At 35.7% G+C, this 15,742-nt stretch carries 14 protein-coding genes; 6 read left to right on the forward strand and 8 right to left on the reverse strand.

Going from position 1 to position 15,742, the window contains the following annotated elements:
- Positions 1-114: 114 nt before the first annotated feature.
- The 3 genes from CIL05_RS03235 to CIL05_RS03245 all read right to left on the reverse strand — a co-directional run bounded on the left by CIL05_RS03235 (position 115) and on the right by CIL05_RS03245 (position 4,729).
- Positions 115-381: a hypothetical protein gene (locus CIL05_RS03235; RefSeq protein WP_095654080.1), complete on the reverse strand. Its 267-nt coding sequence runs from the start codon at positions 379-381 to the stop codon at positions 115-117.
- Positions 382-639: 258 nt separating this feature from the next.
- A complete protein-coding gene (locus tag CIL05_RS03240) occupies positions 640-3,129 on the reverse strand; it encodes a YheC/YheD family protein (RefSeq protein ID WP_095654081.1) in 2,490 nt (829 codons plus the stop codon).
- A 154-nt stretch (positions 3,130-3,283) separates the two neighbouring features.
- Positions 3,284-4,729, reverse strand: a complete 1,446-nt coding sequence (locus tag CIL05_RS03245) for an APC family permease (RefSeq protein WP_095654082.1) — start codon at positions 4,727-4,729, stop codon at positions 3,284-3,286.
- A 433-nt stretch (positions 4,730-5,162) separates the two neighbouring features.
- On the opposite strand from CIL05_RS03245, the gene CIL05_RS03250 reads away from it, so the two are divergent.
- The 3 genes from CIL05_RS03250 to CIL05_RS03265 all read left to right on the forward strand — a co-directional run bounded on the left by CIL05_RS03250 (position 5,163) and on the right by CIL05_RS03265 (position 7,809).
- Positions 5,163-5,849 (forward strand): hypothetical protein, encoded by a 687-nt coding sequence (locus CIL05_RS03250; RefSeq protein WP_095654083.1) that lies wholly within the window; start codon positions 5,163-5,165, stop codon positions 5,847-5,849.
- Between the two features lie 935 nt (positions 5,850-6,784).
- Entirely contained in the window at positions 6,785-7,321 is a 537-nt protein-coding gene (locus CIL05_RS03260; protein WP_095654084.1) for a hypothetical protein, read from the forward strand.
- Between the two features lie 209 nt (positions 7,322-7,530).
- The gene (locus tag CIL05_RS03265; RefSeq protein ID WP_206207740.1) at positions 7,531-7,809 is read left to right on the forward strand and encodes a DUF3892 domain-containing protein; all 279 of its coding nucleotides are present in this window, start codon (positions 7,531-7,533) and stop codon (positions 7,807-7,809) included.
- A 457-nt stretch (positions 7,810-8,266) separates the two neighbouring features.
- Here the strand turns inward: CIL05_RS03265 and CIL05_RS03270 are convergent, their stop codons facing one another.
- From CIL05_RS03270 to CIL05_RS03290, 5 genes are all read right to left on the reverse strand, one after another.
- Positions 8,267-8,458 carry a hypothetical protein gene (locus tag CIL05_RS03270; protein WP_095654085.1) on the reverse strand — a complete coding sequence of 64 codons (192 nt, stop codon included), beginning with the start codon at positions 8,456-8,458 and terminating at the stop codon, positions 8,267-8,269.
- A gap of 68 nt (positions 8,459-8,526) precedes the next feature.
- The gene (locus tag CIL05_RS22895; RefSeq protein ID WP_095654086.1) at positions 8,527-8,988 is read right to left on the reverse strand and encodes a zeta toxin family protein; all 462 of its coding nucleotides are present in this window, start codon (positions 8,986-8,988) and stop codon (positions 8,527-8,529) included.
- Positions 8,989-9,121: 133 nt separating this feature from the next.
- The gene (locus CIL05_RS03280; RefSeq protein ID WP_095654087.1) at positions 9,122-9,418 is read right to left on the reverse strand and encodes a helix-turn-helix domain-containing protein; all 297 of its coding nucleotides are present in this window, start codon (positions 9,416-9,418) and stop codon (positions 9,122-9,124) included.
- A gap of 20 nt (positions 9,419-9,438) precedes the next feature.
- Positions 9,439-9,888: a hypothetical protein gene (locus CIL05_RS03285; protein ID WP_095654088.1), complete on the reverse strand. Its 450-nt coding sequence runs from the start codon at positions 9,886-9,888 to the stop codon at positions 9,439-9,441.
- A gap of 328 nt (positions 9,889-10,216) precedes the next feature.
- Positions 10,217-11,701, reverse strand: a complete 1,485-nt coding sequence (locus tag CIL05_RS03290) for a multicopper oxidase family protein (RefSeq protein WP_095654089.1) — start codon at positions 11,699-11,701, stop codon at positions 10,217-10,219.
- 402 nt (positions 11,702-12,103) lie between these two features.
- On the opposite strand from CIL05_RS03290, the gene CIL05_RS03295 reads away from it, so the two are divergent.
- The 3 genes from CIL05_RS03295 to CIL05_RS03305 all read left to right on the forward strand — a co-directional run bounded on the left by CIL05_RS03295 (position 12,104) and on the right by CIL05_RS03305 (position 15,319).
- Entirely contained in the window at positions 12,104-13,318 is a 1,215-nt protein-coding gene (locus tag CIL05_RS03295) for an ROK family transcriptional regulator (RefSeq protein WP_095654090.1), read from the forward strand.
- A gap of 193 nt (positions 13,319-13,511) precedes the next feature.
- Positions 13,512-14,393 (forward strand): LysR family transcriptional regulator, encoded by an 882-nt coding sequence (locus CIL05_RS03300; protein WP_095654091.1) that lies wholly within the window; start codon positions 13,512-13,514, stop codon positions 14,391-14,393.
- Between the two features lie 143 nt (positions 14,394-14,536).
- Positions 14,537-15,319, forward strand: coding sequence for a sulfite exporter TauE/SafE family protein (locus CIL05_RS03305; protein WP_095654092.1), 783 nt, complete (start codon positions 14,537-14,539; stop codon positions 15,317-15,319).
- Positions 15,320-15,742 lie beyond the last annotated feature (423 nt).

Here is a 15,742-nt window from a genome sequence, read left to right on the forward strand (position 1 = left end):
ATTATTTTTTTGATATTAGGAGACTTTTAATATACCTAAATACTATTTTATATCATAGACGTTTTGGCCTAAACTCATCTTTATTATTATATTTCTAGGGGCTATGATTACTGATTACTCCCACTCCAATAATTGATCATGTGAATTAAGGTAATTTCCATCCCCCAGTTTTTTTCTTAGAAGGGCTTCAATCTCGGCAAAAACAACAATTTGAGGTTCTATAGACTGATAAACATTAGGGCTCCATGGGTATGTGTTAATGTTATTAAGAACAGTAGAATTTGCAATTGCTTCTCTTACTATTTCAGCATTATTAAAAGTGATATCAGTTGTGTTACCTTCAGTAGTAAAAATGCTACTAATTTTAATGAAATTTCCCATGTGTTTCTCCTCCTTTCTAATTGGATTTCTTATTAACAACTTTAGAGTAGTAATGCATTACATTCAACTGGAATTTAGATTAAAATTATGTATATTGGATTTTACGTAGAATATAATTTTCTGCAATAGTCATAAATATCATTAAAGTTAAGAAAATGACTCCTGTATAATACAGAATTCATCTTCTAAATGTTGTATGGTTCTTTTTTGCCAGATATTTTTATAACTATCCTCTACCATTTGTCTACTTTAATTTAGTCATTTTGGGATTTTTACTTTTTTCAAAGAATACAATGAATCGGTAAATCCCATCACATTTTCTGCATATTTAATGCCATTATACACTGTACTAGGACCATTCGGATTTACTTCAATTAAACTAAATTGCTGATTTCCGTCTATCCCTAACTCAACAGCCGCCTCAGAAATTACATCACCAAAAATACCTTGAAGTGCCAATGCAATCTCTTTAGATACATCTTTTATTTTGCTCTCCAGATAAGCAACTTCTTTTTCACCATAGATACCTAGAAGAAATTCAGCAAATTCTTCAGTATGATTTTTAGCAGCATTCTCACCTAATGTAGCCTCGATATCTGCATACAGGCTTACAAATTCCCATTTCCCTTCTTTGTCGAGCATAAGGTGGGTACAAATGGAAAAAGGTTGTCCATTTCCATCCAATAATCTGGAATCCTTCTGAACAATAAAGCTGTTCTCTTTTATCAATTCCTTTAACTTATTTAGCAATGGAAATTCATTATACCCTTTTACCAATTTGCCATTTGCGAATGCATATTTCCCATCTACAAGTCTTTCAATGTACTGATTTCCAAAATCATTTCCGATTTCCGGTTTTATCACAACCTTATCGTATTTCTCAATAAACCGAAATATATCACGTGTTTTAGTAACTTTTTGATAAGGTGCAAGAATATCATTCATTTCTTTACTGACTTGTAGCTTCTCATAAATTTCGGAACGTTTATATTGTCTGCCTGGCCATTCATTTGTAAATGGAATTTCCCCCAGTTCTTCATAAATCCATTCTGCATCTTTATCGCCCCGAAGCTTTAGACGATCGAATATTACATCAGGATATTCCACTACTTTTGTCACCCATTCATCATTTTCGTAAAAGTGCCCTTTTATAAGCATTTCATCATAGTCCACATCTTTCGGCGTAAAGGAGAAAAGATGCATATTTTCCTTTTCAGCTGTTTCTTCAAGAGCAATTGCTAATGGATCACTTACCACTTTCCCAATTAGTACACCTAAAGTTGTGCTGTTATCCAATTCTGCAAACGCAAGTTTAGTTGTTCTTGCTTGGAACATTCCACTCCCGGATTTTCGCATACTATCAGAATGGACAATGCCATTTTTGGCAATATATTTGGCATAGGCAATGGTATTAACCGCTCTTTTTTCTTCGTGATAAGCTGTTTGTGGACCATTGTTAGCTTCGTGCATCCAGTACCTACCATTTTCATCAATTGCAAAATCAATTCCTAGCTCATCAAGGGAAAGACCGTATAGTTTATCTAAATGGTGGGCTATTTCTAAGGAAAGGCTCAGAATATCCGCTTCGTATTTTTCACCTTTTTCACCATATTCCCTTATAAGGAAATCATGGAAATTATCGACACGACCATCAGTAGCAACGTTACTCAAGTTACTTTTTTTGCTGCCAACACGTGGATAGATATGGGTTAATCCCCACTTGCCATCTCCATCTTTTTGTACATGAGCTCTGAAGTGATAAGGTTCATCTTCTTTTGTTCGGGTATGTATATATCGTTGAACGATAAAACTTCCCTTTTCTCTTAAAATAACTGTCTGCATCCAATTATCAAAAGCATCTTGACTTAAAATCCGTTCTTTCTTATGTTCCTGTAGTACAAAACGAGTTCCTTTTTTCGTAACAAAGTAGATGTTTTCCCCACGGTTACTTAGAAGATATTTAAATACAACTTTATTATTCTTTTCAAGGAAATCATGAATTCCAGCATCTTCACGGCATAAACGAAAAGGAACAAGCAGTTCTGCATATTTTCTATACTTAACCATTTGCATTGGCAATGAAAGCTTATTTCCAACATGGAAGCTGGTAAACGGGATGACTCTGCGAAGTTTTCTTTCAACATGCGAACGTTTTCCGCCACCAACATTGTTTATTACATCAGGAAAAGGTGCTTTAACGCGTTTCCACTTTCCGCCTGTACATACATCTGCCGTAACTATTTCATTTTCAAAATCAGCATCCGCTGAAGTAAAGAAAAGCAGCTTAGTGTTTTGTCTTTCGCTTTCCTGGACTAAGGCATTTACTCGTGCTTCTGGGTAAAATGCACGCGGATTATTAAATGAATGAAATACTCCAATCGTATACATTTTATTCTGAGCTTGCTCGTCAGTATTTGTTGCAATATTATTAGTAATCTTTTTTAGAAGGGGCAGAAGGGAAAATTGCAAAATCTCACTAATTTTGATGAACTTACCCTTTTCCAGTAGCTGTGCAATCTCTAAAAAATATTTTTCTGTTTTACTTTTTTGTACAGCCCATTCTTCTATTTTCGATATAGCATTAATTTGGCTCACTGCATTAAACCCATCAACAATGGAGCTAAAGATAAAGATGCTTTGGTTTAATTCTTTCTCTTTCATAAGCTTATGAAAATGCTCTGTGGCTTCAATTAATGTTTGAAATATATTATTGACTTGTTGAAGTTGCTTATCCGTTGATGTTGACATATATGACACTCCTAAATAAAATAACTATATTTGTTAATGTGTTCATAACTATTATCGGTACAAAAGGTTGCTGATTAAAGTGGAAAGATAAAATACATTATGTGGAATATGATCTATTAAGAGTTTCATGCAAACAAGAAGGTCATATTTCATATTATTGATCTCCCTGTTTATTACCTAAAAGAAGATAACTTAATTTTTCTTCCGGAATATTGTTATATTCCTTCCGTTTAAACAGATAAAAAACAATACCAATCAGAGACCATGTTAGTAATGCAATTTTGGATTCTATCCCTAGAAAGGCAGGTGAACCCGGAATCAAAAGTAATAAAATAAAAACAAGACTCGAAACTACTCCGAATAATGCGATTATCTTTTTAACAGGTGCAAAGACATTTTTACTATCATTCACGCTATCCTGACGCCATTTAAAAAGTCTAAAGGCAGTAAAGCATGTGTAAAAGTATGCAATGGATACACCGATGGAAGACATATCAACAATCCATAGTAAGACCTCTCGACCAAACCAGGGTGCCAGCATGGCGATAATCACTGTAAAAATAATTCCAGCGTATGGAGTATGATACTTAGGATGCAATTTTGAAAAAAGTCCAGGCAAAACTTTAGCTCGTGACATGGCAAATAGTAAACGACTTGATGATACGATAAATCCATTAATACCAGTAAAAATACCCATACTTAGAGTAATTACCAGTAGACCAAGTCCAAAGTTACCTAATACGTTTTGGATAGCAGCACCTGTACCCCATAGGTGGTTCTGTTTAACTAATCCAGTCCACGGTTCAGCCATAGCAGTTGCCATAATCATTAAACTATATAGTAAAGCACTCGCAATAAGGGCGAAAATAATCAGACTAAACGCTTTCTTTGAAGAAAAGTTAAATTCTTCAGCAGCCTGTGGAACATTATCGAATCCAACATATGCCCATGGAGCGATTGCAACAATTGCTATGATAGATGCAAAGGTTGTAGATTCCGGATTGAACAAAGGTTTCATATTTTCAAGTCCTGATCCAGGAGACATTCCTACCAAAAAGGTTAGAATTATTATGCTAGCGATCATTACCATACAAAATATAAATTGGATGCTTCCAGAAAAGCCAGTACCCTTAATATTGAAATATGTAAATAAAATAAGAACAAATGAAGCAATAAGTATTTCGGTAAAATAAATGTCCCAGCCCGCTAATTGATAAATATGTATGTTTTCTACAAATCTTGGATACACAAATTTAATCATTAAAGCAAATGCAGATGCATTCAATGCAACGATACAAATATACCCAAGTGTCAAGAACCACCCACAAATGAAAGCATGCGTCCTACCCAAGCCAATAAACGCATAAGCGAATTCTCCGCCAGAAACTGGGAACTTTTTAATCAGGAAACCGTAGCTAACAGCTATGACCATCATTAGAATAGCACCTATTGAAAATCCTATGATAACTCCCATCGGACCAGCTGTCTCCATCCAGTTGGTTGGTTGTACAAAAGCTCCCCAGCCGATAGAAGACCCTAAAGCAATCGCCCAGACCCAGTGGGGTTTCAATGTCTTTTTTAAACTTGCTCTTTCTTCCATAGTTTACCTCCGAATATGAACTTGATTATCTACTGTTTAATAGTAACAGAATATATTGATTTTGGAATGGAATAGTTTAGATATACGAAGGTATTTTTATAGATTAATAGTATGACTATACTATCTTATTCTAGGAAGAGAAGGTAGAGCTAGGGGATTATAGGGTGGGCCGGAAGAACCTTCATTTATCAGCCCTATTAGAAACTCAATACGTTACGGTATGGTTTTGACAATAGAATCTCAAGAGGGTTAGTCCGAGCTTTTTAACTAATTCTGGAGATCAGAATATATAAAAACGGAGATATACAGTGGTGTGCTTTTAGAATTTATTCAGTATTTAATATAAATTAAACCTATTTCACTTTAATAATAGTAATTAATACCGATATAATATATAGGCAATAATAACTATTTTAAGAAATGGGGTAAAATAATGAGTTTTTTAAAAGGATTAGGTTCCGTTATAGGGGAAGTTACAGGTACTGTAATAGGTGGAACAATAAAAGCAACAGGACAAATTACTAATATTGAATTTGTTGAAGAAATAGGTGATGGAGTGAAAAAGGCTTCCTCATTCGCGGGCGATAAATTAGGCGAAGTTGCAAGTGGTACTTGGGACGCCGCTTCTGGTATTGTTACTCAAAATGAAGACAAGTTGGACACAGGATTAAATGATATGGGAAAAGCAATTGGTGACACTGCTAAAGCGGCTGGTCATACAATTTGCCATGTTGTTGATAATGGAAAAGATGTTGTAGAAGGGTTAAAGGATGGAGATGATCACCAGCTAAAAAATGGGGCTAAAGGTTTAATAAAAGTCGGCGCCTTTGGAGCATTGTCCCTTGGAATTATCGATCTTGTTGATGGGGCAGATGCCACCGATCATAATGTTGCTTCGAGTGCATCTACTGATTCAGTGAATATTACAAGTGAAACGACTTTACCAGCAGCTGAAGAAAATGTGAATCTTGTGGAGAATCCAAATCATCATCATGTTGAACCACACTTCCGAACTTTGGCGGATGGAACTACAATTTGGGTGGATGGCGATGGTGATACATCTACAGATACTTATGAGGGATGGACACAATCCAATCCGGATTATCGTGTAAAGGGGTAGACGAGAATTGATTATATTAAAATTGGAACCGCAAAAACCTAGGGTCAGGCCCATAGTTTAAAGTGCTTAATTACTCATATTTTGGGACAGTGTTCCTGTCCCTTGTTCGTCCCGTGCGAATGAAGTTGATTTGAACCACGATCATACTGACTAAATAAAACGCTGGCATTGCATAATAATATACTAGGAAAATATAATATTGATTATATGATTGATTTACATCATCAAGGTGCCCAAAGAGGAAGGGAACTTGTGTCCTGATCGATTTTTATTCTTCGACTGGAAATGTGTTTGAAGAACTTAAAAGAAGTGCCAGTCCTCCCTGAACCACTTTAAAGCGGTAAAGTGATATCTAGAAGGAGCAAGAATAGATGAAAGTTAATCCCATTGATTCTTACAGCTTTTTTTAAAAAAATTGTTGTTTATGTGATCGCTTGCCGCATCTTCTGCAAGGTTACACATTGTTTAGAGTTTTTCTTCCAGGACATCAAGATATTTGATTCTTTCTTTTGTCCATTGGAGCTGGTGGAGTTCGTCGTGTGAATTATTCATTTAGTCTCTCTAACTTCTATTTATACATTCGATACATCAGGGTTTTTTTGGCAACCCCTTACTGCTTTTATCGATACAGAAACTCAAAGAAGACAACTAAACAAGGAATTCCAACTAGTCCAAGAAGAAGTAAATAACATGGTGCAAGAATGGAAATATAAAGGGAATTAATCGTATGCATAATTTATTGCAGAGGGAGAACGTAATAGAAAAACAAATCCACTTAATGAAGTAAGCGAGTGAATGGCTGGAAACAGTAGAAGAAGATTTAATACATACAAAACAATTATTGAATGAACAATCAACATCCTTATATAGTGATGTTAAAAAGGAAATAAATGACCCACATTTTAGAGAATACACCAAGTCAGGAGATGAAGAAATTGAATTCTGGTCCGGTTGAATTATCTTGGTTTACCATTGCAAAAATTATTCTTGGAAGTAGTTTATTAAGTAGCTTTTTTAGTATAGTTGTTACAAGATTGTTTGATAAGAATCGGTTAAGCAAGGAGAAAGATCATAAACTATTCTGTAACCTTGACTATTTAACAAGGACTTTTATAAATGATTTAAAAGAGGGCTATTCAGGAAGACTGGATAGTGTAGGTAGATATCAAGCAAGACTGCAGTTACTAACTTCTCACTATAATGAAATGACAGATTTTATTAACCAAGAGGGGCGGTTGCTTGCTATAAAACTTGTTGATTCACTTTTTGCTTATGCTAATGAGGTTGACCAATACTATGATTCTCACCATCCACGTACAAAAGAACTAGTATCACCGAAAGAAGTAATCAATAATTATGATAATTTCAGAAAATATATGTTAAGGCGAGCTCCCACAACAGATTACCGGGTAGAACAATCACTCAGCAAGTACGTCAATGATTGGGCTGAGCCATTAGACTTAGAAACATAAAATCACTTGCACACCAACGGATTAAAAAATAGAGTATCCCATGGATGGAGTAATTATCCATAAAATGTAGACTTGTTGATTACTGGATGATAATAATTTCCTGCAAAATAAGTACAATGTTATCATCACAATTCGGGGAGATCGGGTGCTGTCCCCCACCGCTTTATATTTTATGTTATATTATAATAAATATGAATGGAGGTTTTATTTTGATTAAAGCTACCGCAATTAAAATGAAAGCAGGTAAAGAGAAATCTGATTTATTAACTGAAATCGATTCAATCTTTTTAAAAGGTGTAAAAGAAGACAATTTCTATAAAAAAGAAAACGTTCATGATTTTATAATAGACTATCCTGAAAGTCCAATCGAAGTAGACATTCACCCCTATCCGAAACTAATCCCAGTAGTTAGTAACGGTCAAAAATATGTTCGTTCCGAGGCAAATGAAACACCAAATGATAATTTACTCAAATTACCACGCCAATAATTGAAAAGTTGCTAGTGAATCATTGGGATTAATCCTCTACTAAATTAAAACTTTAATGTAGCAGGGGACTGAACCTATTATTCCAGAGTAACAACAATCCACGAAAAATATTTCAAAAGAATAATTTGTGTAGCGGGTTCTCTAGATGAACCCGTTATTTTCATGGGATAAAATCAATCCCTTACTTTACTTGAAATAATGAGACTAAAGCAAAGACCTTAACAAATTGTAACTGCTATAATAAAATGAACAAAGAATGGACAGATGAAGCTAGAAGGACTATACTCAGAATAAAAAAATCAGTTTATTAAACAAAGTTAATGTGGATTCATTTCCTTTAGCTTGGTTAATATCATTATTCTAAACTAATGACCGAGTTGGAAACATATGATTAAGAAAGGAATCAATCAGGCTTCGGTATGAAATTAAGGAATGAGAGCAAATTAAAAAGAAGCAGTCAATACCGCTTCTCCGCATGTAAGACTTTATTTTGCATCATTGCTCGCATAGCCCTTTGTGTATAAGTGTATTCTTCCTGACGATGATTTTGGTGGAAACTTACAAGATTTTTTTCGAATTCTGTTTGTTTACGTTCATATTTACTTGTAGAATTCTCAATATTTCTCATTAATTGGCTTCCAATAGGCATAAAAATCATCTCCCTTTGCTTATATTATACCCGAAACCTGGGGAAAAATCACTTTTTTCTTTGTTTAGCTAAGAATTCATGGTACAACTCTTCCTCAAAAACCTTCTCACCTTTATCCTGTGTCTTTTGAGCAACCAATAAGGTATACCATTTCTAGTATCATACAAAAAATACTCGTCCACCAAATCCTTTAGCTTGAGAAATGAGTGGGGAATAGCTCGGTGTGTCTCATCAACAATATTCTCTAGAACCGCTCTTCCTGTGGCTACAAATCTAGCTTTATTCCTCTTATGGGCTATATTCAATGGTACATCAACAATAACAATCGTGATAAAATAATTTTTATCCCGTAGCACTTCAATAATCTCTTTATATTTAGGCACAGTTTTCATTGTTCCGTCATAGATAAAAGGATATTCAAGATCAATAGACTCAGTAAGTATAGTGTCACCAATATCTGAACTTTCATCATGAACATAAAACGCAGCGAATTTTGGATATTTTTCTTTGTAATCATTATATTCGGGTATTTTTTATTTAATCTCATCGGAGTCAATAGTTAGGGGTGCCTGTCACTTCACGAATTTTGCCGAAAAGTAAACCAGAAAAAAGCCCCTGCATTGGGTAGACTATGATTAATTAGATTAATTCGGAAAATAAAATTTACGTTTGAACATACAAATTATTATTACCACCATCTAATGTTCCATCAATAATAAATGGTGTTTCTAATGCTTTAGATATTTTCAGTAATGTTTCTACTTTAGGACTGGTTAATCCCGCTTCAATTCTGCCAATCGTAGACTTGGGTACACCGGCTAAATCAGCCAACTTTTGCTGAGACATTTTTAATGTTTGCCGCTTTGTCTTGATTTGTGCAGCTATTTGTCCCTCGAGCTGAAGACTTTGAACATGGTCAGCCCCACGGATTTTGGAGTATCTCTTTAAAAAATCACTCATCATTATCATCTCCTTCTATCTTAATAAAGATTAGGATTATTACTACAATAATCTTCATAATTCAACTCAGCTGGGATTAGATCATCACGTTTAATTAAACCATTGTATCCTTTATCAAAATGGTATAGCAAAATTACTTTATAAAAGTTATGGATTGCGTAAATGATACGATGATTTCCAGTTCTGCCACCCTGAAAACCCCACCTATAAAAGTTTTTATGAGACGTGTTCTTATCTATATGCTTTATAGATGGTGGGGTTTCATCAACTACCCATTTGTCACCCTCAATTTCTTCAGGGTAAGGATTGATGCTTATGATAGTAAGTTGCCGAGCATATTCATCTGCTAATTTACACCATTTTCCCGGTTTTCCACTCCTGACTTCCTGATGAGATTTTTTTAAAATTTGCTCTTCAAATTCTTCAACATTTCCTTGATATATTATTTTAAATTTATTTGATTCGGACATTTTCTTTATCCTTTTCTATATATAGTATTACCAATATGGTAGCATTTATGCTACCGAAGTTCAATGTGAAAACCGGTATCTGCTAATTCAATTTGGTAATTTGTTGGTTATAACGTTAACAGTGGTTGTAACCATCATTACAGTAGTCATCAAAAGAAAAAAGAAGTAAAGTCTCCAGGAGAATCCATCGTTGGAAAGGTTTATAGAGATAAAAAGCCATTCCAAAACACGATAGGCACTCCAAACTGAAAAACAAAAGCGCCAGACACCGCTTCTATTCATCAATTTTCCAATGAATTAGGATGTCTAGCACCTTTTAAGTCTTTACTTATTGAACCTCATACTGCCCCATCATACCTGCATCCTCATGTTCGAGAATATGGCAGTGGTACATGAAAACTCCTTTGTTTTTAAAAGTAGTGATGAGTCTGATTGTTTCTCCTGGCTGAAGCAATACCGTATCTTTCCAACCCGATTCATTGGCAGGTGGTGGATTTCCGTCTCGATCAAGTACTTGGAATTGTACACCATGTATATGGAATGGATGTGCCATACCACCATTTTTTCCAGCACCCTGGTTGGAAACTTCCCATATTTCAGTGGCATTCAAATCTACCTCTTCATCGATACGGCTCATATCCATTGTTTTATCATTGATGGTAAGGGACGTCCCCATACCTTCCATAATAAATTTTCTCGTTTTTACTGCACTACTGGGATCAATCGGTTCAATTTCAGTTAATTGTTTTGGTATCTCATTCACACCTGATTCTTTATCAGTAACAACGAACTCCATTAATTCTTTTATTTCCGCATCATCATCAGAATCAGAAGCAGAATCCACAAGATTTGAAGCCGTATTGATTAGTGATATTTTTTCACCAGTCTCCAGCTGAGAGAAATCAACCAAAATTTCTGCACGTTCGGCTGGACTAAGTCGAATCGTGGCCATTTCTATTGGTTGTTCCGAAAATCCACCATCACTTGCAATCTGGTAAAACTTTTGGCTATTATCTAAAGAGAAATTATACGTCCTACCGTTCGATCCATTTAAAATACGCAAACGAACCATACCTTTAGGAACTTCAAGATAAGGCGAAATGGCTCCATTTACGAGAAATGCATTGCCATAAAGTCCCCTCATCATGTCCGTCATGTTAGGGCTATATTCCATATTGCCGCTAGCATCCATTTTTCGATCTTGAATAACTAAAGGAAAATCATTCACACCATATTCTTTAGGTATCGCAAGACTTTCGGATACTTCATCTTCAATATAAAATAAGCCAGCAAGTCCTTCATACACTTGTTTTGCTGTCTTTTCCATCATGTGCGGGTGATACCAAAGTGTTGCAGCTGGCTGCTCAATCGTAAACTCAGGCTCCCAAGTTTCGCCAGGCATAATTCCTGAGTGTGGTCCACCATCATTCTCACCATCTACACGGAGTCCGTGCCAATGGAGCGTAGTCGCTTCTTCAAGGTTGTTTTTCATTTTCACCTTAACCTTTTCACCCTCATGAACCCGAATAACTGGACCAAGTATATTCCCGTTATAACCCAATGTCTCCGATTCAACTCCATCTAAAATTTCACTTGTCCCTTGCTGTGCAGTCAAATGAAATTCTGACTTGTTTGGATCTGGATCCAAGTCCTCTAATAAAGGAGGAATTGGCAAAGGTTTTGATTCTACTAATTCGGATAAATCACCGGATTCAGCTGATGATTCATCATCTGAAAATACATATTTTATTAGCAGGAAAACAGAGGCTAATACAATTGCAATTATGGATAAATAAATGTAGCGTTTTTTCATAAGTAGGATTCTCCAATCTAAAGGTATCTATTATTATTTTACCTTTAAATGAGGAATTTTTAGTGGATAAATTCCAAACACTTTTTAACAATTTACTATCAATCAATTTTTCACAAGTAATGTTAGTTCAATTTGTAGTATGCGAAGGTAGGGTAGTAATTTAAAGATAATCATTTTTTGTAAGGGTTTACAAAATGGGATTATTAGACTACTATTCTTACTAAGACCATTAGAGAAAGTAACTACGGAAATTCAAAGACTTTAAATGCTCAACGGTAATACTATCTATAAAACTGCCTATTTGCGCAGAATAAAGTCGAATTCCCTGCACCTGAGGCATTTTTGGTTAAACTTAATAAAGTCGTTGGAGAAAGAAAGCAAAAGAATAGTGAGGCCAGCATTATGCGAAAACAAAGAACCGGAGATTTAAAGCTAATCCAGGAATTAAATCGTTCAATCATTCTGGATGCTATACGAAAGAAGGGGCCTATTTCCAGAAGCGGAATAGCAAAATCAATAAATATCAGCCCTACCACAGTTACTTCAGCTGTTTCCGATTTAATCAACGAAGGACTTGTTTACGAGGATGGTGTAGGAACCTCTAGTGGTGGGAGGAAACCGGTGTTGATCCGGTTCAATCCAGATTCCCATTCTATTATCGGAGTATCCCTTTCAAACTCTTACATCAGAATTGCCGACATGAATCTGGAAGGAAAGATTTTGCGTAAAGAAATTCATCAAACCAATCAATTAAAAGGGCAAGAGATTATTCAATTTATTCTTGAAGTGGTTGATCGGTTCCTAGTACAAAAACAGGATATAGAATATTGCCAAGGGATTTCTATCATTTCCCCAGGTATTGTGAATGCAGAAAAAGGAATAATCTCATATAATAGCAAACTCAATTTATATGGTGTGCCTTTAAAGGAATTAATAGAGGAAAGAACGAATCTTCCTGCATTCCTAGACAATGATGCAAATGCATTTGTTTTGGCAGAAAATTACTTCGGCTTATTCAGTAAATATAAAGATCTCCTTTATATAACTATTGGTGATGGTGTGGGCTCCGGGATGATGGTAAATGGTTCTATTTACAGAGGATACCTTGGCAGTTCCGGGGAGGTGGGCCATACGACTGTGGTCGAATGCGGAATAAAATGCAGTTGCGGGAACAGGGGCTGTCTGGAGAATTACGTAAACTGGCCTGCCATTTACTCCAAGATTGTAACCGCTATCGTTACGCGGAGCAGGGATACGATTATAAAAGAAATGGTATTAGGTGATTTGAACAGGATAAACCCGGATATCTTTGTGGAGGCAATCAATGAGGGGGATAAATTAGCTCAGGAAATCATGGAAGATACTATGAATTATTTATCTATTGCAATTACAAATACAATTCACTTTTTTAATCCAGAAGTAATTATTTTAAGTGGAGGGATTATAAAGAATAATCCCTTATTTTTGGAAGGCATTAATAAACAAGTGGAGGCTAAAGTGATACCTACACTCAAGGAAGAAGTCAATATCCAGGGTACATCGCTTGGATCTGAATTTGAACCGCTTGGTGCTGCGGCAGTAATACTTCATGGGAATTTCAAATTTCAAATGATATAGCACGCTGTAAAAATAATTAGGAATGCTGGGAGTTTTTCTGGTGGATGAACTGGCTGGTGAGGACTTGGACTTATTTTCTGCCTCCGTAAAATGCTTGATGCTAGTGAAAATGCAATTATTGCTTTGATGAGCTCATCTTTGTAAAACAGTTCCCGCTGTTCTCGTCTTAAGCAATTTGAAGGGGATGGTTGTTTTGAATATAGATACATTCAAGATTTATTGTCTTGTGGTTGATGTAGGTAGTATTAATCAGGCAGCAAAATTATCATTTGTCTCCCAGCCTGCTGTGAGTAAGCAAATTCAGCAGCTTGAATCAACATATGACACATTGTTATTTGAAAGGAAAAATGGTAGATTGTCCTTGACGAAAAGCGGAGAAATTCTTTATCCGTATGCCAAATCAATCGTTGAAGAGTTTAAAAGATCAAAAGAATCAATCCGGGAAAGTCTTCAAGGCGAAAACACAACGCTTACTGTTGGCGCAAGTTTCACAATCGGCGAATATCTCTTGCCAAGTTTACTGGGAAGATTTAAGAAAAACAATCCTGAAACAAAATTATCTCTCAGTATAAACAACACGCCCAGAATACTCGATGAGCTGTCAAATGAAGTTTTAGATCTTGCATTGGTTGAAGGGGTCATTCAAAATGATGATTTTCTTGTGGAAAGTTTTGCAGATGATGAACTGGTTCTTATTCATCCTGTGAATCATCCTTGGAGTGAACGCGAGGAAATTGCCATTGAGGAAATAACCAAGGAAAGAATGCTTTGGAGAGAAACGACATCTGGCACAAGACTGATTATTGAAAATTTCCTCAGGGAAAACAATGTTCTTGACAAGATAGAAAATTATATGGAATTGGGAACAACCCAGGCAATAAAAAGTGCTGTGGCAGCAGGACTTGGGGTCAGTATTGTTTCAAGGCTTACGGTGGCCCAGGAACTTAAACAAGGGACACTAAGTGAAATCAAAATCAGAAATTCCGAATTGAAACGGGAATTGTGGCTTGTTAAGAATGACTACCGGTTCCATAAAAAAATTGCGGAATCCTTTGTTGACTTCATCAGGCATTAAATAAGTTCTATTACCTATTTTTGCATACCATCAGAACAGCCTATATTCTGTTTGGTTATAACCTATGATTTTATTTGAATGTACTCTTCCTGTCTACTCTGTTAAATTAATTACTAGAATTCAACAGGAGTGGAGAGAGGTATATGGATTTAGTTACGGGAATAAGCCTCTTTATTGCAGGTCTATTGGCTGGAGGCTATGGAACAATCGTCGGAGCAGGAGGAGGTTTTATATTTGTTCCTGCTCTTTTGATTCTTTTTAATGTAGATCCTGTTCTTGCTGCAGGTTCAGGTCTGGTAATTGTACTTATCAATTCATTATCAGGCGTGACTGGATATGCAAGGCAAAAAAGAATTGATTATAAAGCGGGAATCCGGATTGGATCTGGTGCGATTCCGGGTTCATTTGCTGGTGTTTGGCTTCTCCAGTTCCAATCTGATTCTCGTGTCTTCTTTTGGGTGTTTGCTACTGTTCTTGTAGGATTAGGGATTTTTCTTTTTATTAAGAATTTCTCATCGAAATACAACCAGGAAACTGCGGCCGTGCATGAAGGAGAAATTGAAAATTCACCATTGGAATACAAATGGTTTCTGCCAATCGGACTTTTTATGGGGATCCTTTCCAGTTTTCTAGGAATAGGAGGAGGCTGGCTGCTTGTTCCGATCCTGATCTATTTATTCCGGTTTCCGGTACATACTGCCACAGCAACATCAATTTTTTCACTTTGTCTTTATACCTCAACAGGAGTGCTGATGCAAGTCTTTTACCAAAATATTGACTGGGCTATCGTTTTATGGGGTGGATTTGGGATAGTTTTTGGTGCCCAGTTAGGGGTTATGCTTTCTAAGAAAGTATCAAGCCGGATGATAGTCCAGATGCTGTCCGTTGTATTGATTGTCATGGGAGTGAGGATGTATTTCGGGTGATCCGCAAAAAACTATCTGATAGTCCTATAATTATTAGTTATAACCTATAAGATTTAAGAACTTCTAAATATATGCAAGTCTTGATATACTCACGTATAAGAGAAAAGGCTTACAAGTACTAAACACTACTGCGAGCTGAATATTTCCAAAATTGGCATTAATTAAATATATTCTTTATCTATTATTGTGAATGGAAAAACCAGTTCAATTAGAATAGAAAACGCTTGCACATTTGTAGTGACATCTTAGTGCAACTGTAGATAATGATGCTGATTAGCTGTTGAAATAAGGAATGAAGTGTCTACTTATCTATCAAAAGGCTTGATTGCCTAATTCATTTATTTAAAGCTTCAAATACTTATTAAAGGTGGTGAGAAGATCTATCAGAATCAGTATTTTATAGATTTGAATAATAAAAAGGTA

It is taken from the genome of Virgibacillus profundi, from assembly GCF_002287375.1.
GTDB lineage: Bacteria > Bacillota > Bacilli > Bacillales > Amphibacillaceae > Virgibacillus_K > Virgibacillus_K profundi.